At 62.8% G+C, this 23,024-nt stretch carries 21 protein-coding genes and 1 pseudogene; 9 read left to right on the top strand and 13 right to left on the bottom strand.

Annotated elements, in window-relative coordinates:
- Nucleotides 1–203 precede the first annotated feature (203 nt).
- From N1058_RS22840 to N1058_RS22850, 3 genes are all read left to right on the top strand, one after another.
- Nucleotides 204–422, top strand: a complete 219-nt coding sequence (locus N1058_RS22840; RefSeq protein ID WP_265519893.1) for a hypothetical protein — start codon at nt 204–206, stop codon at nt 420–422.
- Nucleotides 423–659: 237 nt separating this feature from the next.
- Nucleotides 660–1,277: a type IV toxin-antitoxin system AbiEi family antitoxin domain-containing protein gene (locus N1058_RS22845; protein WP_265519894.1), complete on the top strand. Its 618-nt coding sequence runs from the start codon at nt 660–662 to the stop codon at nt 1,275–1,277.
- Nucleotides 1,270–2,133, top strand: a complete 864-nt coding sequence (locus tag N1058_RS22850) for a nucleotidyl transferase AbiEii/AbiGii toxin family protein (protein WP_265519895.1) — start codon at nt 1,270–1,272, stop codon at nt 2,131–2,133. The genes N1058_RS22845 and N1058_RS22850 overlap by 8 nt, the downstream gene beginning before the upstream one ends.
- Nucleotides 2,134–2,599: 466 nt before the next feature.
- Here N1058_RS22850 and N1058_RS22855 read toward each other — a convergent pair.
- From N1058_RS22855 to N1058_RS22865, 3 genes and pseudogenes are all read right to left on the bottom strand, one after another.
- Nucleotides 2,600–3,843: pseudogene (locus N1058_RS22855) on the bottom strand (Zn-dependent hydrolase).
- Nucleotides 3,844–3,847: 4 nt separating this feature from the next.
- A complete protein-coding gene (locus tag N1058_RS22860) occupies nt 3,848–4,504 on the bottom strand; it encodes a TenA family protein (protein ID WP_265519896.1) in 657 nt (218 codons plus the stop codon).
- A gap of 3 nt (nt 4,505–4,507) precedes the next feature.
- Entirely contained in the window at nt 4,508–5,350 is an 843-nt protein-coding gene (locus N1058_RS22865; protein ID WP_265519897.1) for a BtpA family protein, read from the bottom strand.
- A gap of 26 nt (nt 5,351–5,376) precedes the next feature.
- Here N1058_RS22865 and N1058_RS22870 point away from each other — a divergent pair, with 26 nt between their 5' ends.
- Complete coding sequence (locus tag N1058_RS22870; protein WP_265519898.1) at nt 5,377–6,276, top strand: ribokinase; 900 nt, start codon at nt 5,377–5,379, stop codon at nt 6,274–6,276.
- Nucleotides 6,277–6,293: 17 nt separating this feature from the next.
- Here N1058_RS22870 and N1058_RS22875 read toward each other — a convergent pair whose 3' ends face one another.
- From N1058_RS22875 to N1058_RS22910, 8 genes are all read right to left on the bottom strand, one after another.
- The gene (locus N1058_RS22875) at nt 6,294–7,070 is read right to left on the bottom strand and encodes a glutamine amidotransferase (protein ID WP_265519899.1); all 777 of its coding nucleotides are present in this window, start codon (nt 7,068–7,070) and stop codon (nt 6,294–6,296) included.
- Nucleotides 7,071–7,102: 32 nt separating this feature from the next.
- Nucleotides 7,103–8,167: a phosphotriesterase family protein gene (locus N1058_RS22880; RefSeq protein ID WP_265519900.1), complete on the bottom strand. Its 1,065-nt coding sequence runs from the start codon at nt 8,165–8,167 to the stop codon at nt 7,103–7,105.
- Nucleotides 8,164–9,174 (bottom strand): ABC transporter permease, encoded by a 1,011-nt coding sequence (locus N1058_RS22885; RefSeq protein WP_265519901.1) that lies wholly within the window; start codon nt 9,172–9,174, stop codon nt 8,164–8,166. Before N1058_RS22885 ends, N1058_RS22880 begins: the two co-directional genes overlap by 4 nt.
- Nucleotides 9,171–9,989: an ATP-binding cassette domain-containing protein gene (locus N1058_RS22890; RefSeq protein ID WP_420848033.1), complete on the bottom strand. Its 819-nt coding sequence runs from the start codon at nt 9,987–9,989 to the stop codon at nt 9,171–9,173. Before N1058_RS22890 ends, N1058_RS22885 begins: the two co-directional genes overlap by 4 nt.
- Nucleotides 9,989–10,921: a substrate-binding domain-containing protein gene (locus N1058_RS22895; protein ID WP_265519919.1), complete on the bottom strand. Its 933-nt coding sequence runs from the start codon at nt 10,919–10,921 to the stop codon at nt 9,989–9,991. The genes N1058_RS22890 and N1058_RS22895 overlap by 1 nt, the downstream gene beginning before the upstream one ends.
- A gap of 61 nt (nt 10,922–10,982) precedes the next feature.
- The gene (locus tag N1058_RS22900; RefSeq protein WP_265519902.1) at nt 10,983–12,008 is read right to left on the bottom strand and encodes a LacI family DNA-binding transcriptional regulator; all 1,026 of its coding nucleotides are present in this window, start codon (nt 12,006–12,008) and stop codon (nt 10,983–10,985) included.
- Nucleotides 12,009–12,071: 63 nt separating this feature from the next.
- Nucleotides 12,072–12,461, bottom strand: coding sequence for a hypothetical protein (locus N1058_RS22905; protein ID WP_265519903.1), 390 nt, complete (start codon nt 12,459–12,461; stop codon nt 12,072–12,074).
- Nucleotides 12,462–12,601: 140 nt separating this feature from the next.
- Complete coding sequence (locus N1058_RS22910) at nt 12,602–13,093, bottom strand: nucleoside deaminase (protein ID WP_338040728.1); 492 nt, start codon at nt 13,091–13,093, stop codon at nt 12,602–12,604.
- A gap of 386 nt (nt 13,094–13,479) precedes the next feature.
- On the opposite strand from N1058_RS22910, the gene N1058_RS22915 reads away from it, so the two are divergent.
- The 5 genes from N1058_RS22915 to N1058_RS22935 all read left to right on the top strand — a co-directional run bounded on the left by N1058_RS22915 (nt 13,480) and on the right by N1058_RS22935 (nt 18,549).
- A complete protein-coding gene (locus tag N1058_RS22915) occupies nt 13,480–14,478 on the top strand; it encodes an ABC transporter substrate-binding protein (RefSeq protein WP_420848034.1) in 999 nt (332 codons plus the stop codon).
- Nucleotides 14,479–14,481: 3 nt separating this feature from the next.
- The gene (locus N1058_RS22920) at nt 14,482–15,258 is read left to right on the top strand and encodes an ABC transporter ATP-binding protein (protein ID WP_265519905.1); all 777 of its coding nucleotides are present in this window, start codon (nt 14,482–14,484) and stop codon (nt 15,256–15,258) included.
- Nucleotides 15,209–16,054 (top strand): ABC transporter permease, encoded by an 846-nt coding sequence (locus tag N1058_RS22925; RefSeq protein ID WP_265519906.1) that lies wholly within the window; start codon nt 15,209–15,211, stop codon nt 16,052–16,054. Before N1058_RS22920 ends, N1058_RS22925 begins: the two co-directional genes overlap by 50 nt.
- Nucleotides 16,051–17,445: an amidohydrolase family protein gene (locus N1058_RS22930; protein ID WP_265519907.1), complete on the top strand. Its 1,395-nt coding sequence runs from the start codon at nt 16,051–16,053 to the stop codon at nt 17,443–17,445. Before N1058_RS22925 ends, N1058_RS22930 begins: the two co-directional genes overlap by 4 nt.
- Nucleotides 17,446–17,559: 114 nt before the next feature.
- Nucleotides 17,560–18,549 carry an isopenicillin N synthase family dioxygenase gene (locus N1058_RS22935; RefSeq protein ID WP_265519908.1) on the top strand — a complete coding sequence of 330 codons (990 nt, stop codon included), beginning with the start codon at nt 17,560–17,562 and terminating at the stop codon, nt 18,547–18,549.
- Nucleotides 18,550–18,630: 81 nt separating this feature from the next.
- On the opposite strand, the gene N1058_RS22940 is transcribed toward N1058_RS22935, so the two are convergent.
- Both N1058_RS22940 and N1058_RS22945 read right to left on the bottom strand, forming a co-directional pair.
- Nucleotides 18,631–19,548, bottom strand: a complete 918-nt coding sequence (locus N1058_RS22940) for a response regulator transcription factor (RefSeq protein WP_265519909.1) — start codon at nt 19,546–19,548, stop codon at nt 18,631–18,633.
- Between the two features lie 47 nt (nt 19,549–19,595).
- Nucleotides 19,596–22,751 (bottom strand): ATP-binding protein, encoded by a 3,156-nt coding sequence (locus N1058_RS22945; protein WP_265519910.1) that lies wholly within the window; start codon nt 22,749–22,751, stop codon nt 19,596–19,598.
- Between the last annotated feature and the right edge of the window lie 273 nt (nt 22,752–23,024).

Here is a 23,024-nt window from a genome sequence, read left to right on the forward strand (position 1 = left end):
TTCTTCGCCCACCCAACTCTTCCCCATGTCCGCACCCCGTTTGTTGAAGGTGCCAGATAAGGAATCATGGCCGATTCCACGTGATCAAGTGAAAACTGCAACCTAAGGACTTATGGGTAACTTCAAGGAAGCGGACCCCATCTGGCGCGACGCGCGGTGATGGGCGAGAGATTGTGAGACTGAAGGAGCCCAGGACCTCCCGCGTGAAGGAGATCCAGCGTGTCGCGCGGGTCCATCGTGACCCGTTCGAGCCGATCATGCCGGTGTTGGAGGCCGAAAGCCCGGTCGGCGAATATCGGAAGATCACCGAGGAAAATCGTGTAAGAAAATCCGCGTGTGGTGCGGATTTCTGGAGCCCGATTAGCGGAGATGTTGCAGTCCGTATTGAAGTTGCCGTGATAAAATCCCTGAATCACGACTAACGGTCTCCGCTGTCGAGCTTTGTTCGAAGCCTGCGCTCCGCAGATAGGACGGTTTTCACCGCCGGAGAGAATAATGCGGGGGAGCATCCGCCCCGCCGGCGGTCGAGAGATAGATACCCCCCTACCGCGCGGGTCAGAGTCGGCGGCCGAGTTGAACAATCCTTTGTCTTTCTCTTCATCGCTCCATGTGATACAAATCCTTACACTATGACTTCCAAAGTGGGAGAATATATATCGATGCAGCAGGCCCGATCCCAACGCGAGATAGCCCACAATCTCCTCGCGGCGCGTGGGATTCTGCGCCTTGCGGAACTCAGGGATGCCGGTGTAACCGCCGCAACCGTCAGCCGTATGGAAAAGGATGGCGAGGTCATCCGCCTAGCGCGCGGGCTCTACCAGCTCCCCGACGCAGAGCTTGACGCAAACCACAGCCTCGCCGAGGCGGCCAAGCGTTTCCCCAAAGGTGTGATCTGCCTCGTTTCGGCGCTCGCCTTTCATGGAATTACGGATCGGCTTCCCAAGAAGGTGTGGATGGCGATCGGCCGAAACGATTGGACGCCCAAGCCAAGCGACATGCCAATACGCGCGCTGCGTTTCTCGGACGATCTGCTTACCGAAAGCGTCGAGACGCATGTGATCGAAGGCGTATCGGTAAAGGTATTTGGCGTGGCAAAGACCGTCGCCGACTGTTTCCGGCATCGCGGCAAGATCGGTCTCGCCGTCGCGCTCGAAGGACTACAGGAAGCTCTGCGTCAACGCAAAGCCACGCCCGCAGAAATCGCCAGGGCTGCGGATACCGGCGGAGTCGGTACGGTGATCCGCCCCTATCTGGAGGCGCTGACCGCCAATGGCTAAGGAGATCAAGAATATTGGCGCTTCAGTGCGTGCGCAGCTCCTCAAGCTTTCCAAGGCGAACGGGCAGAGTTTCGATCTGGTGCTAACGCGCTTTGCGCTGGAGCGTCTTCTGTTCCGGCTCAGCCAATCGCCGCATGCAGACCGCTTCGTGCTGAAAGGCGCGATGCTCATGATGAGCTGGTTCGACGATCCGCACCGCGGGACGCGCGATCTCGATCTGCTGGGTTTCGGCGACCCGAGCGAAGGCGCGATGCTGGCGACATTCCGGGACATCCTCGCACAGGACATTGAAGACGGCGTCGTATTCGATCCGGACACATTGCGCGTCGACCGCATTCGCGAGGAGCTCGACTATGGCGGATTGCGGCTGCACGCCATCGCCTCAGTCGGAGGCGCCCGGATCAATCTGACGATCGATATAGGCTTTGGCGATGCGCTGGAGCCCGGGGCCGAAACCGTCGACTATCCGGTTATGCTTGACCTCCCCGCGCCGAGGCTGCGCGCCTATGCACGAGAGACGGTCATCGCCGAGAAGTTCCAGGCGATGGTGGCGCTGGGGCGGGCGAACAGTCGCATGAAGGACTTCTACGACATCTGGATTCTCAGCCGATCGTTCAGCTTCGATGATGACAGACTTGCAAAGGCGATCGCTGCGACGTTCGCGCGTCGCGAGACACCGATACCGACGGAGCTGCCCGATGCGCTGACACCAGCATTTGCGGCGGATGAACAGAAGCAGCGGCAGTGGCGGGCCTTTGTCGAAGACCTTTCCGTGGATCCTGGCGAACTGAGCGACATGATAGGAGAGCTAAGCGTTTTCCTTATGCCTCATGCCGCCGTAGCGAGAGCGGTTTGACGAAGCAGTTCGAGCGCCCCCTCTCTTAAGAGGCCCGTCCGGGTAGGCTGAGCTCTTCGATCTATCCGTGGCGGCAGCTGCGGCGACTCCGGCGGCCCGTATTTTTCTACACATATGTGTATCCATTGGCTACACTGCGCCAATGAACAAGGATGTGGGTCTGCGCATTAGGGTCCAGCGCGAGCTGAAGGAGAGGCACCGCGCCGCCGGTTGATTCGCGTTCATGGGAACTGCCAGTGCGTTACCCTTCATGCCGACGTTTCAAGGATGCGCGCGCCGGGCGAAACCTTGCTGCCGAGACGCTTTAGACAGGTGAAGCTGTCCGTAGTCCCGCCAGTGGTCGCGACTAGGATCCTGTCCTCAAGGCGCACGATTTCATCAGCCGACCGCCTCATGCAGCACGATGTCGCCGCTTCGAATGACCGGAAAGGCGCTGTCATGGGTCACACGGGCAGTGACGAGATTTCTACCCGGTATGCCTGGTCGCCTCCAACGTTGAGGCCAGGAGCATCCGGGCGCCTGCGACGCAGTGGCCCGGCTCGACATATTCGGCCTCGTTGTGGCTCAAGCCATCCCGGCACGGCACGAAGATCATTGCCGACGGCGCCTTGCGATTGATGAAAAGGGCATCGTGAAAGGCGCCTGACAGCATCCGTATCCTCGTTATGCCGAGATATTCCGCGGCTCTGTCAAGGCAGGTCAGCAAAGTATCGAAGAAGGAGGCCGGCTCAATTTCAGACAGGCGGCGGATCGAAGATGTGCAGCCGACGCCACGCGCTCCACTTCGATCTCCGCTGCAATCCTCTCTTCCAGCGCATCGAGCACCGCAGTTTCAGGATGCCGCAGATCGATTGTGAATGTCACCGTCTCCGGAATGGCGTTGACCGATCCCGGCTCGAGGACGAAGCGCCCGACGGTAAAGCGAACACGCTCATCCTTTTGCATCACGGATTTGTACAGCCTGTCGAGGGCGGCCGCAGCGGCGACCATGGGATCGCGGCGAAAGGCGAGCGGCGTGGTGCCGGCATGCGCGGCCTGCCCCGTCAGGACGACCTCGAGCCATCGCGTCCCTTGAATCCCGTGAACGATGCCGATGGGAACGCCCTCCCGATCAAGGGTCGTCCCCTGCTCGATGTGGAGTTCCAGATAGGCGGAAATTCCAATGCCAAGCGGACGCGCTTCGGTATCCGCAAGCGCATCTAGCGTCAACTTCAGTTCTTCCGTGAGATGCGCTCCATTGCGTGCGCGCACATCGGTCCATTCCGGCGGGATGTGCCCCAGCGCAAACGCCGACGAAACCCATTGCACCGGGCGCAAATCGGCTACCTTCCTCGTTGGTCCAGGCGACCACTTCCAGTGGGAGGTCTGTTTCTATTCCAGCATCCTGCAAGCTTTCCAGCACCTCGAATGCGGCCAGGACGCCCAGCGCCCCGTCGAACCGGCCGCCCGTCGGCTGGCTGTCCAGATGACTGCCGATCACAAAGGGAGGGAGGCTGCTGAAGCGGCCTTCGCGGCGAACGAACAGGTTGGCCATCGGATCCTGGAACACCCGGAAGCCCCGCGCCCTTGCGAGGCGCGCCAGCGGACCCCGCGCCTGACGATCCTCCTGCGAAAGCGCCTGACGGTTGACTCCGCCGGCTGGCGTCCCCCGATGCGCGCGAATGCATCAATCCGCTCCAACAGACGATGTTCGTTAATCTCAGCCTGCATGAGGTCAATCGTTCCTCTCATAGGGGACATCGTGAAAGGCGATTTCGAGCCGCTGCACGTCGCCGAAGATCCCACTCAACCGGGATCGTTCCGCTGGACCCAGCGTCTCGCCCGCCGCGTCCAGCTGCGCCCGTAGCCAAAGGGCCTGCGCGGCAAACGTCTCATCCGCGTGCATCTCCACCCATTCCCTGACAAGCGGATCCGATATCGCCGTCACGGTGGCGCGTTTCGACCATGTCCAATACATCCACTCGGCCGCGAACATCGCCGCCACGATGTCCAGAAACCTACCCTTTCGGGCAATATCGAGCATGCCGATGCGAAATGCTTCCACCTCGGACCGTTCCGGGTCATAACGGGACGGATCGATACCGCGCGCGGCGAAGGTCCGTTCGAAATAGGCGATCTGCTGGTTTGCGAGCGCATCCAGAACGCCGATAAGCCAACGCTTCTGCGAGATGGTCTTCGCCTTCGCCGCCGCGTAGGCGAAAATGGAGATGGCCGTATCGACGAAGGCTCCCTCGTAAACGAGATAGCGCTCGAAGACCCGCGCATCGAGGCGATCTTGCTCAATATCCCGGACCAACCGATGGTTGACCATCGCCTCGAACACAGCCGCGTTCTCGCGGAGCATCTGCTCGCTGAGCGTATCGGCAGCCAAGCGTCAGGCCTCCAGCGCGGGCTCGGCCGCCGTGCGGAACGCGCGCACCCGCTCGACATCCACCGGATTCCACCAGACGCCGCCCTTTTTGAGAGAAGAGGCAACGATAACGCCGCTTGTACGCTCGAGAATCTCGGCAATGTTGTCGCTGGTCACGCCCGAACCGACCAGCACCGGCAGATGGGTGGCCGAGCCGATCTCCTCGATTTCCTCGATGGTGGCCGTGTTCCCTGTCCGCTGGCCGGTGGCGATGACGGCGTCTGCATCGAAAAAGGCAAGATCGCGGGTCAGTTCTGCAATCGAGCGGTCGGCAACAATGGCATGGCTGCCATGCTTGACGTGGCTATCGGCGAAGACCTTGATGTGTTCGGCCCGCAGGAGCGAGCGATAGCGCATCGCCTCGGCCGCGCGCCCTTCCATGAACCCTTCATTGGCGACATAGGCGTTGGCCCACTGGTTCACCCGAATGAAACGTGCCCCGCCCGCCATGGCGATCGCGAAGGCCGGGATCGGCGCATTGGCTAAAACATTCACACCCAGCGGCACGTCGAAAGCGCGGTTAATGCGATCCACCACCACCGACATGAAAGCCGCCGTTTCGTGTCCAATATCCTCAGGCTTCGAGAACGGAATATCGCCATGGTTCTCGATCATCAGGCCGTGCATGCCGCCCTCGATCAGTGCCTCCGCATCGCGCATGCAGGTATCGTAGATCGGATCCATGCCGCCGCCAGCATAACGTGGAGCACCGGGAAAGGCCGGGCAATGGATCATCCCGATCAGAACCTTGCCAGTCCCGAATATGTCTCTTATGGCGTTTGAGGACGTATTCGCTACCGTGGTCATTGTGTCATCCCTTTCGAAAGCAGGTTATGCAGGCATTCGTGATTGGCAATGTTGCTGTCGATGAAACCATTGCAATCGACGACTGGCCCCAGCCGGGCGCTTCGATCCTCGGTGCGCAGACGGCGCACGACCTGGGCGGCAAGGGCTGCAACCAGGCAGTCGTGATGGCACGTTGCGGCCTGCCGACGACGCTGGTCGCTGCCATCGGAGACGACTTCCGTGCAGCCACAATCCGCGAGCAGCTCAGCCGCGAACCCGTTGCCTGTCAGTTGATCCAGCTCGATGGCCATGCCAGCGATTTCTCTATGATCCTCACCACACCGGACGGGGAAAACGCGATCGTAACCACCGCTAACTGCGCCGGCCATTTGAGCGCCGTGGAGGTGCATGCCAGCCTGGACGATGCCGCTGCGGGCGATCTTGCTATCCTGCAAGGCAATCTCAGCGATGAGGCCACGATCGCGGCGCTCAGGGCGGCGCGCGAGAAGGGCATGATGACGGCCTTCAATCCGTCTCCGCTCCGACCCAATTTTGACAAGTTGTGGCCGCTGATCGACGTCGCCTTCGTCAACCAGAGCGAAGCGCGGGCCCTGACCGGTGCCGATGACGCGGAAGCCGCCAGGCGGCTGATCGCCCAGGGCGTGCGCAGTGTTGTGGCAACACTCGGCGCGGATGGCGCGTTTCTGGTGCACGCGGACAGCGCTCTGCATGTGCCGGGCTTTGCTTGCAATGCGGTCGACACGACAGGGGCCGGCGACACATTCATGGCTGTGGCGCTCGCATCTGCCGCCTTGCGGGGAACGGCGCTCGACGGGCGCGCCATCAATGACGCCGGCAAGGCTGCGGCGATCACGGTCGGCCGCCGTGGCACGCATTCGGCCTTTCCCTCCACCGGCGAGTTGCAGGCAATCCTTGCTGCCGGTTGAGGCGGGATCGGTGCGCATCAGCGCCCGGCCGTTTCCGTGAGCCAGCCCAGAATATTCTTCCAGAGAATACCGTAGCCCTTCCACTCGCAGAAGGCAGGCGAAAGCCAGTGCGGTCCGATGTCGGAAGTCCACACTGCAGTGCGCCCCTTGCCATAACGGCCCGTAACGAGCAGCGGATGCCCGCCCTGATCCTCCGGCAGCCGCGCGACAAGCTCCACATCGTCGCGGTCACGCAGTTCCACTTCGTTGACGCCGAGCAGCACAGGCCACTCGCCCTCCAGGCCCGCAATGGTCGCGTGATCGGAAAGCACGATGTCGGGAACCGTTCCTTCGGGGATTTCCACGCGGTCGTCATAGGGAAGACAGGTCACCGGCAGCACATCCTCGACGGGCGTGCGCCGCCAGCGTGCCTTGCCGTCAATGCCCTGGAATGAGAAGTAGCCGCCCACCATCAACAGGTTGCCGCCCTTTTCCACCCAACTGCGAATGAGCTTCAGGCGGTTCGGGACCGTGCGTGAGTGAAGCCAGACGGCCGGCGGCAGCAGGATGGAGTTGGCGCCGATGTCCGACAGGATGATGGCGTCGTAGGCGTCGAGGCCGCTCATCTCGAACGGGAATTTTTCCACCGCCTCATGCGCCGGCATGTAGGTAAGCTCATATTCGCTGCCTTCCAGCGCCTTCACCAGCGGTTCGGCGCCCAGGTGAAAGGTCACGCTTCCGAACTGGTCGAAGCCCTTGAAATGGGTCGCCGAACTGAACCAGCTTTCGCCCACGAGAAGCACTTTTTTCGTCATTGCATTTTCTCTTTTCCAGAAGTGGACCGGCCTTAACCGGCGTGAAAGACACGCATCGGATTGCCGCGCATCAGTGTTTCCAGTGCCGCCCCATCGACGCCATGGCGTATGAGCCGCGGCAGGAAATGGCGCAGCACGAAGGCGTAGCCATTGCCGCCGTAGCGGGTCAGCATCATTTTCAGGAACACGTCATGCGACAGCAAGATGCGGTCGAGATGTCCCGCCTCGAGCAGCTGGACGATAGCGCGCGCCACCTCCTCGTCGCTCGGGCACTGCACCTGCTGATCTGCATAGAAGAAATCCATGCCGATCATGTCGAACTCGATGAAGGCGCCGCGCGCCGCCAATTCGCTCTGATAGGCGAAATCGTCGTGCGAGGGGTTCATGTGGCAAAGCACCGTGTGGCGCAGATCCGCGCCCTCCTCCGCGGTGATATCGAGCACCTTGTGGCCAAGCCGGAACCAGCCCGGCAAATGCACCATCAGCGGCAGGCCGGTACGCACTTGCGCCCGCGCGGCACCGCGCAGGGATTTCTCCTCGTCGCCGGTGAAATCGGACGAGACGCCGATTTCTCCGATGAGACCGATGCGCACACCGGTTCCGCCGACGCCCTCCAGCGCCTCGCCGACGATCTGGTCTGCGATATCGTCCACCGACATGCCTGCGACCTCCGGCGGATGCGAGGATTGCAGGTAATAACCCGCCCCCATCACGATCTGGAGGCCGGTCGCCGCCGATATCCGTTGCAATGCAAGCGGATCGCGCCCGATGCCGCGGCAGGTGGGATCGACGACGGTGTGGCCGCCCTCCCCGGCGAATCGACGCAGTTCCTCGATCGCCAGCGGTTCGTCATCCAGTGCGATATTGTGCTTGTTGACGAATGGGTCCTGGCGCAGCTCCGAGAGTATCTCGATGCAGACCGGCTGGTCGGCCAGATAGCGGCGCTCCGGTTCCTGGGGCTCGTTCCACCAGCACCGGCAGTCGTTCAGGATGTGCTCGTGCATCAGCGTGACGCCGAGCTTTTCAACCGGGACCGCGCCAGCCACGGTCATTACCTTTCCAGACCTCACATGGGCTTCAGAACGCTCGTCGGTCATGGCCTGTTTCCCCTCGCGAATCCGAAGCGGAAATTGGCTGTGAAGATGCGCGTGTTCAGCCAGATGGCGATCAGGATGATCGCACCGGTGACGATCTGCGTGAAGAACGGCGAAATGTGCAGCAGGATCAGCCCGTTGCCGATCACCGCGATTGTCAGCGTGCCGAGAATGGTGCCGACGATGGTGCCGCGCCCGCCCATCAGCGACGTGCCGCCAAGCACCACGGCAGCGATCACCTGAAGCTCGAAGCCGACGGCCGCGTTGGACGAGCCGGACCCCAGGCGCGCGGCGATAAGGAGACCGGCCAAGGCGGATGCGACCCCCGCAACCACATAGACCGAGGCAATCGCCCAGCGGGCCGGCATGCCGACGCGGCGCGCCGCCTCCATGTTGGAGCCCACCGCGACCACCTGGCGGCCATAGCGGGTGGAGGTGATCACCACATAGCCTAGTATGGCGACGGCGATCGCGATAAGAGCCGGCACGGGGATGCCGAAGAGCTCACCACGCCCGAGGGCGAAGAAGCCCGGCACGCCTTTGATGGGGATCGAATAGCCCTGTGTCAGGTAGAGCGCGATGCCGCGCAGCATGGAAAGTCCGGCGAGCGTGACAATGAAGGCCGGTATGCCCTGATAGGCGACGAACCAGCCCTGGCCGAGACCGATCAGCGCGCCGAAACACAGCATCGCCACGACGACCACCGGCCATGGCAGCCCCGCGGCAAGCGCGATGGCGGCAACAGCATTCACCAGCGCCACCTGCGAGCCGACCGAAAGGTCAATGCCACCAGTGATGATTACGAATGTCATGGCCACGGCGACAATAAGGATGGGGGCTGCCTGCCGGATCACATTCAAAAGGTTGCCGAGCGTCATGAAGGTGTCGGTCGTCATCGCGAAAAACACGACGCAGACCAGGAAGAAGAAAGCGATCGAGAGCACCTGGGCCTGTTCCGACAGGAAGTCGGCCCATGGGGAGCCCTGGCTTCGTTCGGTATAGGCGGTCATCTTTCGTCCTTTTCGCCGACGATGAGTTTGACGAGATCCTCGAGATCGGTTTCGGCGATCGAGCGCTCCGCCACCTTCGTGCCTTCATACATGACGGCAATGCGGTCGCAGACGCGAAACAGATCCTGCAGGCGGTGTGTGATGAGAATGACGGAAACCCCAGTCGCCTTGACGCGGTTGATCAGCGACAGGACTGCCTCGACCTCCGCCACGGCAAGCGCCGAGGTCGGCTCGTCCATGATCAGCACTTTCGGGTCGAAGGATGCCGCGCGGGCAATGGCGATGGCCTGCCGCTGGCCGCCAGAAAGTTGCGCAACTTTGCTGGTCAGGCGGGGGATGCGGATCTCCAGCGCGTCGAGCATCTTGCGGGCTTCCGACAGCATCGTCTTGCGGTCGAGAAACGGCCCCCTGGTGACCTCCCGGCCGAGGAACAGATTTCCGGCCACATCGATGTGGTCGCACAGGCTCAGATCCTGGAACACCATTTCGATGTTGCGCCGCCGCGCATCCGCCGGACCGCTGAAACGCACCGGCTCGCCATCGAGATGTATCGTACCGTCGTCGGGAATATAGGTTCCCGAGATAATTTTCGTGAGCGTCGACTTGCCGGCTGCGTTGTCGCCGACCAGCCCCAGGCATTCCCCCGGATAGATGTCCAGATCGACACCGCGCAATGCCTGGAGCGATCCGAAATTCTTGCGGATATTCCTGAGCGCAATACGCGGAACCCTCCCGCCGCCGGCCATGCCGTTCCGGGCGGGATTAACCCGTCCGGAACCGACAGCGACAGCGTTTTCCTGCTGTTCGCCAGTCATCACTGGAAGATTGCCCTGTAGGGGTCGACATTCTCCTTTGTCACAATGGTCACCGGCACGGAGATGGTCTTGTCCACCTCGCCGCCGCCGGCCAACGTGTTGAGTGCGTCGACTGCTGCGGCACCCATCGCGGCCGGATCCTGTTGAATCACCGCAGTGACATAGCCCGCGTCGATGCCGGCAATCGCCTGGGCGGTCAGATCCCAGCCGAAGATCTTCACGTCTTCCTGCTTGCCCTGGCTTTCGACCGCGGCGATTGCGCCCATCAGCGCCGGCTCGCCCGTTGCATAGATCGCGTTCATGTCGGGATTGCCGGTGATCAGGTTCTCGGCGGCCGAGAGCGCATTATCCTGGATGTTCTGGCCGTCGACGACGCCAGCTTTCTCGATACCGTCGGCGGCATCGACGACGTCCTCGAAGCCCTTCTGGCGAACGTTCTGGATGTAGGAGTTGAGCGCACCGACAACACCGTATTTGGCCTTGCCGTCCATATTGGCCTTTGCGTAGTCGAGGAAATAGGCCGCCATGTCGGCGCCCGCCGCGCCGTTGTCGACGCCGATTTGTGCCTTCTGCGGACCGTCGTCCGGGAGGATCGCATCAATCGCCACGACCGGGATGCCGGCTTCGGCCGCCTGGTTTACCGCCGGCATGATGCCGTTCACATCGATTGCCACCACGGCAAGCCCGTCCACGCCCTGCTGGATGTAGGTCTCGATGGCGCTGTTCTGTGCTGCCGGGTCGTTGTTGGCATTGAAGATGACCAGCTTCACGCCGGCCGCATCGGCCGCCTTCTGCGCGCCCTCGTTCATCTGGTTGAAGAACAGCGCCTGCTGGTTGATCTGCACCAGGGCGAAGGTCTTCTCGTCCTGCGCTTTCGCGATGCCCATGCCGAGCGTTAGGGTCAGGGCGGCGCCCAGCCCGAGAGAAAGCATGCGTCTTCTGAGGGTAAATTTCGTGTTCATGGAGTTCTCCTCTTTCGGTTTACCGCTGCGGTTAGGATTTCGCGCACGGGGCAACGGATTCCCGCACGACGATTTCGACAGGAAGCAGTTCTTCCGAGGGCACATTGCCCCGCGTCTTCCAGTCGGTCTCGGTGAGTAGCGACAGGGCGCGCCGTCCGATTGCGCGGACGGGCTGCCGGATCGCGGTCAAGGGCGGCGCAAACAGATGGAGCGGCCCGACATCGTCGAAACCGATGATCGACACGTCTCCGGGAATGGATATGCACTGGGCGCGCAGAACCTCGATCAGACCGATCGCTATCTCGTCCGAGCTCGCGAATATGGCGGTGGGAACCGCGCCTTCCGCGATGTAGCGCTGCGCCGCCTCGCGGCCGAACGCCTCAGTATAGTCTCCCTCGTAGCGCTGTGGTCGGATCTCTGTCCTGAAATGATTGCTGAGCGACTCCGCGAGGCCCTTGTAGCGCCTGCGTGCGCTGATCATCTGGTCGGGTCCGCCGACGAACAACACGTTCCTGTGACCGTTTTCAGCAAGCAGTTCCCCTGCAAGGCGGCCACCCTGCTCGTTATCGCAGAATAGCTTCGGCGCATGCGCATTTGGCACGTCTTCATCGACGACAACCACGTTGCCGGTGCGATTGATCAGATCTCCCAGACTCCCGTCGTCAGGGTGGTTGGTGATGAAGATCAGGCCATCCACATGGTTGCGCTCAATCAATTCGAGATAGGCCACTTCCCGGCCCTGGCGGTTGAGCGTGGCGTAGAGCGAGAGAGCAAGCTTCCGCTCGTCCGCAGCCTCCTCGACCGCGGCGACAAGCGTCGCGAAGAATGGGTTGGCAATGTCCGGGACAACAAGGCCGATCGTGTCGGAACGGCCTCGGCTCAGTCGCCTAGCATGGGGGTTTGGTTGATAATTCAGAGCGCGGATGGCGTCTTCGATCCGCTGCCGGGTTTGTTCCGGCAACTCGAGCGAACCATTCAGCATTCGGGACACGGTTGCGACGGAAACCTCCGCTCGCTGCGCCACATCCTTCAGGCTGGGCTTGTTCGGGTGCGTCATTATATCATCTTGTAAAGCGGTTTAGTAAAGCGCTTTACAAGATGAATGGGCCATGCGTGCGAGTCAATAGGCAAATGGGCGCTGACCTCCGGCTCGGTCTCCTCGGTCGGGATGAGGCGGGCGGTCAGGGCGTCGAGCCGGTGATGGGCTTACTTGAGCTGCCGGTTCACCAGCCGGATGCGTGCAATGAGCGTGGCAATGTGGGCGCTGGCGGGCTCGATCGTCCCGGGGGGCGACCTTAACGGGCGGCGCGCGCAGCACGTCGAGCACGTGGGCGGCGTCGAAGCGACGGGTGCGGTTGCGCTTGAGAAGCTTGGCGACTGTCACCTCACGGATGCGCGCGGCTTTGGCTGGTGTCGGCACGACCTCCCACAGATCGAGCAGCCACTCGGCCCCGAGGTCGGTTTCCAGTTCGAGCAGCGCGGGAAAGTAGCGCCAGAGCTGCTCGCGCATGTGATCATCGACACGCCGAAGGGCGCGGTGCGGCCGGCGAAGTCCAGGCCAGTTCCCGCGGAAAGCGCGATCTCGACCATTGCTGCGGTTGTCGAACCATCGGTGTTGGGATTGACGAGGAGCACGGTCATTCGGCGCTCCTATGGTTCACCGGAAGTCGTCCAAAATCCCTCATGCACGTGCGCCGTCTCCTCTTCGAGCAGTGGCCCGATCACCTCGACCTTTCGCTGACCGGCGGCGAAGATCTGCCGGCAGGGCAGATCCATCGTCAGGTTTTCCGGGTCCGGACCGATCAGCGCCTTCAATGCCTTTTCGCTCAACCCGTGCACCACGCGCCCCACCCCCGCCCAATAGGCAGAGCCTGCGCACATGGCGCAAGGTTCGGCGCTCGCATACATGGTGCACTCGGCCAGGAATTCGGGCCCGTATTTCCGCGAAGCCTCGATCATGAGGTCGCGCTCCGCGTGACCGGTGCGGTCACCAAGCGTTCCGCAGGTGTTCATCGCTTCTAGGAGAATGTTGCCCTCCGCATCCGCCAACAGCGCACCGAAGGGATGGTCGCCACGCGCCCGTGATGCCTCGGCGAGTTCGATCGTGCGGCGGAGGAGTGCGAGGTCGTCTTCATGGTTCATGGTCATCTCGTATCTCGTGCTAATCGCTTCTGGGTGATGACTATCGGCTCCGCGCAAAAATCAGGCAAGCTGCGACAGTGCATATTTTATAGGCAGAATGAGATGATCCCTTGCACTTTTGCATGAGCTCCCATGGTCAGACTCGCGGCAAAAGCCCGGAATCTCAAAGCTTCGGGCAACTGGCATGCCTCCTGCATAGGAAACGAAGAGTAGAAGCGGTCAGGGCAACAAGGCCCGGGACATTGCTCGGCACAATGGATCTTCTTCAGGAGGCGCCAATGCCGAAGCCCTACTCACGAACATCCTCCCAAGATGGTCGTCGGCCCGCCGGTCCCTTCGGACCGGCGGGCTGCAATGTCACTGGCCTATTTAGAGGGAACACAAGAATGATGAGGAAAATAATATCGAACCTGCTGGGCGCGGCGGTGGCGGCAGGTGCCGCGGTCGCAACCGCCGAAGCCGCCGACAAGGTGATCTACCAGCTCGACTGGCTGCCCGGCGGCGACAAGGCGCCGATCTACGTTTGCATCCAGAAGGGCTTCTGCGCTGATGCCGGCCTGGAGGTGACGATCGAGTCCGGCCGGGGCTCGTCGGAAGCCATCACCAAACTCGCCACCGGCAACTCCGACATCGGCTCGGCGGGGTTGGGAGCGGTCATGGCGGCGAAGGCGACCGAGGACGTGCCCGTGACCGCCGTCATGTCGATCTTCAACAAGGGCCCGCACGCCTTCTACACGCTCGCTGGCAACGGAATAGAGGAGATAGCGGAGGTCAAGGGCAAGACCGTCGCCACCTCGCCCTTCACCGAATCCAACGTCTACCTGCCTTTGGTGCTCAAAGATCTCGGCATGTCGGAGAGCGACATCACTCTCACCAAGGCCGATCCAGGCGCACTGGGCCCCATGCTGATGACAGGGGCCAGTGACGTTATCATTGCCTGGCTGACGGATCTCTCGCGGTACCAGGGGCAGGCGAGCCAAGCCGGCAAGGAACTTGTCGTGCTCCCCTGGTCGGCGGCCGGCCTCGACCTTTATTCCGCGTCGCTCGTGGCTTCCGACAAGTTTCTCGAGGAACGGCCTGAGGTTGCAAAGCGCTTCATCGCCGCTTTCAGGAAATCAGTCGAGTTCTCAAGGGAAAATCCTGCAGAAGCTGCCAAGGCCGTCGCGGCCATGGTGCCCGAGTTGCAGGTAGAGAATGTGGAGGGATCGCTCCAGGATACGCTCGTCCTCATCTTCAACGAAGTGACAGAAGATGACGGGCTGGGCACCTTCGAGCCAGAACGGCTCAAGGCCACATGGGCGCGCGTGGCCCAGGCTCAGGGCTTCGATCCGGCTGCGCTTGATCCCGAGACGGCGGTCGACCGCAGCTTCCTGCCGGAGAACTGATCGATGGCGAGTGGGCCCGCGGCCATCCGCTTTTCCGGCGTGGGGCAGGTGTTCGCAACCGGTGCCGGCGCTCTTGAAGCTCTGCGCGGGGTGGAGACGAGCATCGCCCGGCACGAATTCGTGGCGGTGCTCGGCCCTTCGGGCTGTGGCAAGTCCACGCTGCTGCGGCTCGTGGCCGGGCTCCTCCGGCCAACGCGTGGCGCCGTGGAGGTGTTCGACCTCAAGGTGACGGAACCGCGCGACGACATCGGCATCGTCTTCCAGAAGCCGACGCTGCTTCCTTGGGCGAATGTGGAGGACAATATCGTCTTTCCGCTCCGTCACAAGACGGGCCGCGTGGACGCACAGGACCGGGAGCGCGCCCGCGCGCTCCTTGCCAAGGTGGGGCTCGCAGGCTTCGAGGAGCGCCTCCCGGCGGAGCTTTCGGGCGGCATGCAGCAGCGTGTCGGCATCGCTCGGGCGCTGCTCATGAATCCCGACATCCTGCTCATGGACGAGCCCTTCTCCGCCCTCGACGCGCTGACGCGTGAGGAGATGGGCTTCGAGCTGCTGCGCATCTGGGAGGCGCAGCCCAAGACCGTGCTCTTCATCACCCATTCGATCAGCGAGGCGGTGCTTCTGGCCGATCGCGTGCTGGTGATGAGCGAGCGCCCGGGCCGCGTGATCGAGGACTTGGCGATCGAGATCGACCGCCCGCGCGGTATCGAGACAAGCAATGACAAGGTGATGCATGACTATGTCGGACACCTCCGAAGCCTCCTCCTCAAACGCGCAGCGTGAGGAGGGTCTCACCTGGCGGCTGGCCGCAAGGCGGGCGTTCCACGCGCCCGGCCTGCTTCCGGCCACCACTTTCATCCTCGTCCTTCTCGTGTGGGAGGCTTCCTGCCGGCTCTTCGAAATCCCGACCTTCGTCCTGCCGGCGCCGAGCCGCATCCTCGGCGGCTTCGACAGCATCGCCGTCGCGCGCTGGATCGATCACGTCTGGGCGACGCTCCGCGTTGCCCTGATCGGCTACATTGCCTCCATTGCCATCGCCCTGCCGATCGCGGTCCTGCTCGCCCGGTCGGAGATTCTGTCGCGGGCGATCTACCCCATTCTGGTGGTGGTCCAGTCCACGCCGGTGGTGGCGGTCGCGCCGATCATCATCGTGGCTCTGGGCTCCGGTGACCTGCCGCGCGTCGTCATCACCTGTCTCATCACCTTCTTCCCGCTGGTGGTCTCCACCACGACAGGACTGATGGCCACGCCCCCCGAGCTGATAGAATTGTCGCGCAGCCTGCGCGCGCCGATCATCCGCGAGATCACGCAGATCCGCTTTCCCTATGCCGTGCCCTATATCTTCTCCGCGCTCAGGATATCGGTGACGCTCGCCGTCATCGGGGCCGTCGTCGCCGAGTTCGTCGCCGCCGACAAGGGCATCGGCTACTTCATCCAGTTTTCCACTTCCATGTTCCAGGTGCAGCAGGCCTGGGCGGGGCTCGTCGTCCTCGTCCTTCTGTCGCTCATCCTGTTCCAGATCGTCACGCTGGCCCAGCGCATCTGGTTTCCCTGGAGCCTGCCGAAGGAGCGGACATGACCGACTTCCTCATTAAGGGCGCGCTCGGCATCCTGACCGGCCAACCGGGCGCGGCGGCACGCGCCGAAGGCGACATCCGCGTGCGCGGCAGCGTGATCGCGGAGATTGGGAGCCTTGCCGCGCTTCCCGGTGAGCGGATCGTCGATGCCTCGGGCGCCGTGGTCACGCCCGGACTCGTCAACACCCACCACCACCTTTTCCAGAGCGTGCTCAAGGCCGTGCCTGCCGGCATGAACGAGGCGCTCGCGGCGTGGCTCCGGCTGGTGCCTTATACCTTTTGGGACCGCATAGACGAAGAGGCGCTGCGCGTGTCCGCCACGATCGGCCTCGCCGAACTGGCGCTTTCCGGCGCCACCACCGTCGCCGACCACCACTATTTCTTCTCGGATCGCTACGACTTCGATCCCGTCGACGTGCTGTTCGAAACCGCTGAGCGGTTCGGGCTGCGCTTCGTGCTCGCACGCGGCGGCGCCACCAGGGGGCGGCCCTTCGACGGCGGCCGGACAGCACCGCTGCCCGTCGAGCCGCTCGACCGAATGATCGCGTCCGTCGAAGCAGCAGTGAAACGCTGGCACGACCCCTTGCCCACCGCCATACGGCGCGTCGCTTTCGCGCCCACGACGCCCACCTTCTCGCTGCATGAGACGGAGTTGCAGGAGATCGCCGCGGCCGCGCGGGCCATGGGGGTGCGGCTCCATTCGCACCTTTCGGAAAACATGGATTATGTCGACTACACGCTGGCCAATTACGGCAAGCGCCCGGTCCATTGGCTGGCGGAGCATGGCTGGCTCGGGCCGGATGTCTGGTTCGCACATATGGTGGAATGCGACGAGGGCGAACTGCACCTCCTCGCCGAAACCGGCACGGCCATGGCCCACTGCCCGCAGGCCAATGCCAGGCTTGGCTCGGGCACCGCGCCCGCCGACCGGCTCCACGCACTGGGCGGCATGGTCTCGCTCGCAGTCGATGGTGCTGCGGCGAACGAGGCCGCCGACATGGCCTCCGCCCTCTATTCCGCCTTCTCGCTGCACCGCGCACAAAAGGGCGTTGGCGCGGTGGATGCGGAGACCGTCCTCCACTGGGCGACCGCCGGAGGCGCAAGGACGCTGGGCTTCGAGACCATCGGCACGATCGAGCCGGGAAAGCAGGCCGACATCGCCATCTTCGACCTCAATGCACCCCGCTATTTCGGCCAACACGACCGCGTGTTGGGACCTGTCATTTCCGGCGGGCAGGCGCATGTCCGCGCAAGCTTTGTCGGCGGCCGGCAGATCGTGGAGAACGGCGGCCTTCCCTGGCTCGACATGGAAAAGCTTGCCGCCGATGCGGCGCGCATCGTCGCACGCATCGCCAATAAGCAGGACGAAGGGAGGTTCCGGGCAACGGCATAGGGAGCGCCCGTCCCGCCACAGTCCGGGAGTAGAAGCAGTCAACGCCTCCGGCGTCGGTCATTGCTCCTTTGAAAAAATGCGGCCCGGCCGCGCTTCAACAAACGGAGTTTACCCATGCAGAAGATTGACTACGGCCTCGCCGAGCTGAACAAGGAAACCACGTTCGGCGGCGAGGGCAGAGAGAAACAACGCGACGTGCCGAAGATCGACATGGGCGACTACGAGGCCCGCAAGCAGGAGATCGCCGACGCGCTCTGGACGGCGGCGACCGAAATCGGCTTCTTCCAGCTCGTCAATCACGGCATCCCCCAGGCGCAGGTCGATGAAGCCTTCGCCATGTCCGAGCGCTTCTTCGCTCTGCCAAGCGAGGTGAAGGCGAACTATCCGCTCGTCGGTGGGACCAATGCCGGGTGGGAATACAAGGCGCAGGTGCGGCCTTCCACAGGCACGGCCGATAACAAGGAATCCTACCAGATTACCCTGCCGCGTATGGACAAGCTCTGGCCGAGCGGCGAGGAGCTTTCCGGTCTCAAGGCGGTGATGCTGGCCTTCGAACGCGCCAACTGGGCGCTCGGCATGAAGGTGCTCGACTGCTTCCGCCTGAAACTCGGCTTTGCACCGGATTTCTTCACCGGGTGCCACGACCCGCAGTCACCCGAATACCAGAGCACGCTGCGCCTCCTGCATTATCTCGGCATGGAGGATGCCAAACCCGAAGATTTCAAGATGTGGCGGGCCGGCGCGCACACGGATTTCGACTGCCTCACCCTCCTGCATCAACGCCCCGGCCAGGGCGGCCTGCAGCTTTGTCCGGGCAAGGAGGCCGGTGAGCTCGAATGGACCGACGTGGAGCCCTCCCCCGGCGTCGTCACCTGCAACATCGGCGACATGCTGATGCGCTGGAGCGACGACAAGCTGCTCTCCACCTTGCACCGCGTGCGCATGCCCAAGCCGCATGAAAGCCAAGGCTCGCGCTATTCCATGGCCTTCTTCTGCCAGGCCAACAAGGACGCGGTCATCCAGGGTCCGGAGAAACGCTACGAGCCGATCACCGCGCACGACTACCTGCAGCAGCGCATCGCGGCAAACTTCGCCAAGCGCTGAACACCGTGGCAGCGGAAGCCGCCGGTGCGGACGGCCTCCGGCAGCGGGCAACCCGCGCAGTGCCCCGGGAACCGGCGCGCTCTATCCGTCCCACAGCACGCGCACCGACATGGTCGCGGCGGCCGTGCGGTTCTCCACGCCGAGCTTGTTGAATATCTGCTCCAGGTGCTTGTTCACCGTGCGCGGGGAGAGATCGAGGATTTCGGCGATCTCCTTGTTCGATTTTCCGTGCGTGATCCACAGCAGGACCTCGGCGACGCGCATGGAAAGATCGAAGGCGGCGGCAAGCCGCTCCTCGTCCGTGCCGGCGTCGCGGTCTACCAGGCGGATGAGGCGTTCTGCGACCCCGGCCTCACCCGCGATGCGGCATTCGACGTGCTTTCCATTGCGGGCAAGAATATGAGGCTCGGCCCGACCGGGCTTCTGGGACAAGAGCCAGTCGGCCAGCTCCCATGGCAAGCGGCTTCCTTCCTCGACGGAGATGCCGCATTTCAGAAGCAGTTCGCTCGCCTGCGGCGTTGCCCACAGGATCGTGCCCTTCTCGTCGGTGACGACGATGCGCCGGCCCGTGCTGTCGAGCGCCTCGCGGGCCGAGCGAGCGCGGCGCGCATTGGCCAGATGCACCCGCATACGCGCCAGAAGCTCGACAATTGGCACCGGCTTAACCACAAAGTCCACCCCGCCGGAGGCAAGCGCGTTGACCACGTGCTCGCTATCGCCGAACCCGGTCATGAAGATGACCGGGATGTCGGCCATGCCCATCTCGGTCTTGAGGATGCGACAGGTCTCGAAACCGTCGATGCCGGGCATCTTGGCATCCATGAGGATGATGTCCGGGCCGATTTCGCGCGCAAGGCTCAGCGCCGCGCGCCCGCTTTCGGCGACCACCACCTTCATGCCCTCCAATCCGAGAGCATCGGTGAGCATGCCAAGCGTCTCCGGCGAATCGTCGACCACAAGCACGACTGGCGGGGAAGATGGAGCGGCATTCAATCCCATCCCTCTCGCTCCTTTCGCGAACGCGTGGCCATGCAGGTCTCCATGCATCAGATGTCCTCGCTGTTCTCTGCTACCTGCCGCTCATGATACGTCCACTCGATGCGGAGCGTTGAGCCGAGTTGCTCCATGAGATCGTCGACGCTGAACGGCTTGATGAGGTAGCCGTCGTGCAACCGGCGGTATTCAGGCAGATTTCGCTCATTGCCCGCATCGGCTGAGATGATGATGATCGGCAATTGCGGATAGAGACGGTCACGCACGGTTTGCGCCACCTGCCACCCCGACGCGCCGGGCATGGCCACGTCCAGCAGCAGGATGTCGGGCCGCGCCTCGGCAAGCACGCTGAGGCAGGCTGCGCCATCTGGTACGGTCGTCACCTTAAAGCCCAGCGGTTGCAGTATGTCGTCGACAAGGGCGCGCTGGGCCGGATCGTCGTCGGCGATCAGCACCTTGATCGTATCGCCTTTGACGCCGGCGATGGCCGTTGCCGGCAGCTTCTGCTCGTCGGGCCGCGTGGCCGCGCTCAGCATCAGCCGCACGGTGAACGTCGTGCCCAACCCCGGCTGCGAATTCACGCTGAGCTCGCCGCCCATGATCTCCACGAGGAGCTTGGTGATCGTCAGGCCCAGACCGGTTCCGGGCGGGCCGGCGCCGCTGGCATTGTCGATCCTCTCGAAGGGCAGGAAGATGCGCTCGATGTCTTCGGCTGCGATGCCGACGCCCGTATCCTCGATCTCGAAGGTGGCGATCTGGCTGCGATAGGTCACGCGGAAGGAGACCTGGCCGCGCTCCGTGAACTTGACCGCATTGGAGAGCAGATTGATCAGAATCTGCCGCAGCCTCTTCTCGTCCGTATAGACATATTCGGGAATGTAGGAACCCGGCTCGAACACGAAGCCGATACCTTGCTCCTGCGCCTGGAGGGAGAACATGCCGACAAGCTGGTCAAGATAGGGGCGCAGCGCCGTCTTGTCCCGGTAGATCTGCAGACGCCCCGCTTCGATCTTGGAAATGTCGAGCAGCCCCTCGATCAGCCCCGCCAGATGCTCGCCGGAGCGCTTGATGGTGCGGGCCGCATTGGTGACGATCTCCGGCGTCGGGTTGTGCCGATCCAGCAGTTGCGCATAGCCAAGGATGGAGTTGAGCGGTGTGCGCAACTCGTGGCTTAATCCTACAATATATTTGCTCTTTGCAAGATTGGCGGATTCAGCCGCTTCCTTGGCTTTCTGGAGCTGCCGATCCGTCTCCCCGTGCGCCTCGATCTCCTCCATCAGGAGGGTCGTATGGCGCCGCGCCTCATCCTCGGCAAAGACGCGGCTCTCATGCGCCAGCACGAAGAGCCACACCATGATGGCGGCGATGACGAAGATGATGGCGAAGAGCCGCAGGAACATGGGGAAGACGAGATCGCGCGGTAGGCTGCCGCCGATCGTCGACTGGTAGTAGACCACCCACAAGACGAGCGCGATCAGCGCCGTCACCGTCAGCAATATGCCGAGATAGGTGCCGATGCGCGAACTGATGAGCTCGGCAACGCGGGATGGAAAGACGGCACGGGCGAAACCGCTGAGCTGGTCGGAGAAGCGTGCTCCTTCCTTGCAGCGGTCGCCGCAGCGCGCGTCGAGCGAACAGCATAGAGAGCAGATGGGACCGGCATAGATCGGGCAGCTGGCCATATCCTCCGGCTCGAAGCTGTGCTCGCATATGCAGCACTGGGTGGTGGTACCGCCTGACGGCAAGCGCGAGGTGCGCGCCAGATAGTAGCGCCCGCCGGTGACGAACGCGATGAGGGGCGCAAACAGGAAGGCGGCCGCTATGGCGACGTGGGCATAGAGTGCGGCGGCGATTGCGCCAAACAGGCCCAGATAGGACATCAACGCCAGGAGGATGGCGATTGCAGCCGCGCCGAAGCCGACCGGGTTGATATCGTAAAGATGAGCGCGCTTGAACTCGATATGGCGCGGCGACAGGCCGAGCGGCTTGTTGATGGTCAGGTCCGCTACAATAGCCGCGAGCCATGCACCGGCGATGATGGCGTAGAGCCCCAATATCTGCTCCAGCGCCTTGTAGATGCCGAACTGCATCAGAAGCAGGCCGATCACCACGTTGAACACCACCCACACCACACGGCCGGGATGGCTGTGGGTAAGGCGGGAGAAGAAGTTCGACCAGGCGATGGAGCCGGCATAGGTGTTGGTGACGTTGATCTTCACCTGACAGAGCACGATGAAGACGCCCGTTAGCCCCAGGGCAAGCTCGGGGCTCGCCACCATCCGCTGGAAAACAGCAAGATACATGCGCGTCGGCTCGGCCGCGTCGTGGAAGGCGACGCCGCTCTGGAAGGCATAATAGGCGAGGAAGGAGCCCGCGAGCATTTTCAGCGCCCCGACGACGATCCAGCCGGGACCAGCCGCAAGCAATGCGCTCCACCAGGCAAAGCGGTTGGCGTGCTGCTTGCGCGGCAGGAAACGCAGATAATCCACCTGCTCGCCGATCTGCGCCACCACGGAAAAGACAACCGCCGAGGCCGCACCGAACATGGCGAGCGAAAACGTGCCGCCCACCGGCCCGTGAAGGCCCGTATATCCGGTCCACTCGCGCACCGAGGGCAGGCTTTGCGCGGCGATATAGACGAATGGCAGGAGCTGCAGGACGACCCAGAAGGGCTGTGTCCAGGCCTGGAAGCGATTGATGAAGGTGATGCCGTGGATGACCAGCGGGATGACGAGCAGCGCGCTGACCACATAGCCCGCGGCAAGCGGGATACCGAAACACAATTCGAGCGCCGTCGCCATGATCGCAGCTTCGATCGAAAAGAAGATGAAGGTGAAGCTGGCATAGATTAGCGAGGTGACGGTGGAGCCCAGATAGCCGAAACCGGCCCCGCGCGTCAGAAGGTCGATGTCGACACCGTATTTGGCTGAGTTGTAGGAGATCGGGATGCCAAGGAGGAACATGACGAAACAGCTCGTCAGCACCGCCCATAAGGTGGTCTCGAACCCGTAATTGAGCGTCAGCGTTCCGCCGATGGCTTCGAGCGCCAGGAAGGAGACAGCGCCGATGGCCGTGTTGGCGATGCGCCAGGCCGACCAGCGCCGGACCTTCGTGGCTGTGAAGCGCAGGGCGAAATCCTCGAGCGTCTGATTTGCCACCCAGATGTTGTAGGTGCGGCGCACACGGGTGACCTTGAAACCCGCTGTCATGCCCGCCTCGACCCCCAGCAACTCAAAAGCATCGGCTCACTCCACACACACGAACCCGATGCCCTCTTAAGCGTCCCTGCCCTGCCCGCGCGTTCGCCGGCGCGGCCGGCACACTGGCCGAAGCGCCTGGGCCGTTTTCCGTACCGGAACCGGTGCGCGGAGTTCCCCTTCGTTATTTTCCTTAGCTTAGGGGGAAAAATGCACCTCGGGAATACGTCAAATGCCCCGTTGATAGGCAGCCGCCTTAAATGCCCAAAATTGCGGCAGTTGGCG

The sequence above is a fragment of the Nitratireductor luteus genome, from assembly GCF_026162365.1.
GTDB classification, from domain to species: Bacteria; Pseudomonadota; Alphaproteobacteria; order Rhizobiales; family Rhizobiaceae; genus Chelativorans; species Chelativorans luteus.

Coding starts and splice junctions, on each gene's coding strand:
- N1058_RS22845 (WP_265519894.1), top strand. CDS start 660: ATGCAGCAGGCCCGATCCCAACGCGAGATAGCCCACAATCTCCTCGCG.
- N1058_RS22850 (WP_265519895.1), top strand. CDS start 1,270: ATGGCTAAGGAGATCAAGAATATTGGCGCTTCAGTGCGTGCGCAGCTC.
- N1058_RS22865 (WP_265519897.1), bottom strand. CDS start 5,350: ATGACCACGGTAGCGAATACGTCCTCAAACGCCATAAGAGACATATTC.
- N1058_RS22870 (WP_265519898.1), top strand. CDS start 5,377: ATGCAGGCATTCGTGATTGGCAATGTTGCTGTCGATGAAACCATTGCA.
- N1058_RS22875 (WP_265519899.1), bottom strand. CDS start 7,070: ATGACGAAAAAAGTGCTTCTCGTGGGCGAAAGCTGGTTCAGTTCGGCG.
- N1058_RS22880 (WP_265519900.1), bottom strand. CDS start 8,167: ATGACCGACGAGCGTTCTGAAGCCCATGTGAGGTCTGGAAAGGTAATG.
- N1058_RS22885 (WP_265519901.1), bottom strand. CDS start 9,174: ATGACCGCCTATACCGAACGAAGCCAGGGCTCCCCATGGGCCGACTTC.
- N1058_RS22890 (WP_420848033.1), bottom strand. CDS start 9,989: ATGACTGGCGAACAGCAGGAAAACGCTGTCGCTGTCGGTTCCGGACGG.
- N1058_RS22895 (WP_265519919.1), bottom strand. CDS start 10,921: ATGCTTTCTCTCGGGCTGGGCGCCGCCCTGACCCTAACGCTCGGCATG.
- N1058_RS22900 (WP_265519902.1), bottom strand. CDS start 12,008: ATGACGCACCCGAACAAGCCCAGCCTGAAGGATGTGGCGCAGCGAGCG.
- N1058_RS22905 (WP_265519903.1), bottom strand. CDS start 12,461: ATGCGCGAGCAGCTCTGGCGCTACTTTCCCGCGCTGCTCGAACTGGAA.
- N1058_RS22910 (WP_338040728.1), bottom strand. CDS start 13,093: ATGAACCATGAAGACGACCTCGCACTCCTCCGCCGCACGATCGAACTC.
- N1058_RS22915 (WP_420848034.1), top strand. CDS start 13,480: ATGATGAGGAAAATAATATCGAACCTGCTGGGCGCGGCGGTGGCGGCA.
- N1058_RS22920 (WP_265519905.1), top strand. CDS start 14,482: ATGGCGAGTGGGCCCGCGGCCATCCGCTTTTCCGGCGTGGGGCAGGTG.
- N1058_RS22925 (WP_265519906.1), top strand. CDS start 15,209: ATGACTATGTCGGACACCTCCGAAGCCTCCTCCTCAAACGCGCAGCGT.
- N1058_RS22930 (WP_265519907.1), top strand. CDS start 16,051: ATGACCGACTTCCTCATTAAGGGCGCGCTCGGCATCCTGACCGGCCAA.
- N1058_RS22935 (WP_265519908.1), top strand. CDS start 17,560: ATGCAGAAGATTGACTACGGCCTCGCCGAGCTGAACAAGGAAACCACG.
- N1058_RS22940 (WP_265519909.1), bottom strand. CDS start 19,548: ATGGGATTGAATGCCGCTCCATCTTCCCCGCCAGTCGTGCTTGTGGTC.
- N1058_RS22945 (WP_265519910.1), bottom strand. CDS start 22,751: ATGACAGCGGGTTTCAAGGTCACCCGTGTGCGCCGCACCTACAACATC.